At 60.3% G+C, this 1,211-nt stretch carries 1 protein-coding gene; it reads right to left on the bottom strand.

Features of this window, described 5'->3' with window-relative positions; translation table 11 throughout:
- The coding region (locus ABT116_RS48095) for an acyl-CoA dehydrogenase family protein (RefSeq protein WP_351647816.1) at nucleotides 1-1,061 on the bottom strand (1,061 nt) is incomplete at its 3' end.
- Between the last annotated feature and the right edge of the window lie 150 nt (nucleotides 1,062-1,211).

Here is a 1,211-nt window from a genome sequence, read left to right as displayed (position 1 = left end):
GGATACTCCGTGATGTACCCGTATCCGCCGTGGAGTTGGAGGCACTTGTCGATCACTCGACCTGCCGCCTCGGTGCAGAACAGTTTCGCCTTCGCTGCATCGGGAATCGTCAGCGTGCCACGGTCATGACATTCGAGTGCGTTGTCGGACACCAACTGGATGGCATCGACCTCGGTAGCACATTCGGCCAGAACGAATTTGGTGTTCTGGAATGCCGCAACCGGCTTGCCGAACACCTTGCGGTCCTTGACGTAGTCGATGGCAAAGCGAAGCGCTGCACTGGCAGTGGCGGCCGCTCCGAATGCGATAGTCAGGCGCTCCTGAGCCAGGTTGTGGGTCAGGTAGCTGAATCCGTCGCCTTCTTCTCCGAGCCTGTCCTCGACGGGTACCTGTACATCGACAAACGAAAGCTCCGCGGTGTCGGAGGTCTTGAGCCCGATCTTGTTGATCTTGCGCCCCACCGAGTATCCGGGCGACGACGTGTCGACCACCAGAATCGACAACCCCGTGCGCCGGTTCTCCGCTGTGCTGGGCGCGGTGCGGCACACCACCAGGACGCGGTCGGCAAGTACTCCACCGGTGATGAACGTCTTGGAACCATTGACCACGTAGTGCGTACCGTCCTCCGACAGCTTGGCCGTGGTCGCGATGTTCGCCAGATCCGACCCTGTTCCCGGTTCGGTCATCGCGATCGCGAACATCAGATCTCCGGAAGCGAAGCCCGGCAACCAGCGGCTCTTCTGTTCTTCGTTCGCGTACTCGAGCAGGTAGGGCAGGATCAGGTTCGTATGCACCGACTGCGAGCCGAACGACGCCCCGGCGGCAGCAACTTCCTCGGCGACGACGACGTTGAACTTGAGCGACTTCTCGCCGCCTCCGCCGTATTCCTCCGGCACCTGAATTCCGAGTACGCCCAGCTCTCCGAGTCGTCGGTAGAAGTCACGGGGCGGGTGACCGTCCTCTTCCCACTTCTCGTGGACCGGGGTTACTTCCTTCGCGATGAAATCGCGGACGGTAGCCCGGAATGCCTCGTGATCCTCGTTGAACACGGTGCGCTGCATGTATGAACTCCAGTCGGTCGAGGGAACAGGGTGATCCTGATCTCACCTTGCCTCAATGTTCCGCATCCGATCCAACACTCATCGGCTATTGCTCCGATAGGGCGTACCAATATGGCCTGACCTGCGATACATAGGCAACCGCTATCGTTC

This window comes from Streptomyces sp. NPDC002130 (assembly GCF_040296465.1).
Classification (GTDB): Bacteria; Actinomycetota; Actinomycetes; order Streptomycetales; family Streptomycetaceae; genus Streptomyces.
Note: the sequence above shows the minus strand (reverse complement) of the source record. Positions and strands in the feature narration are given on the sequence as shown.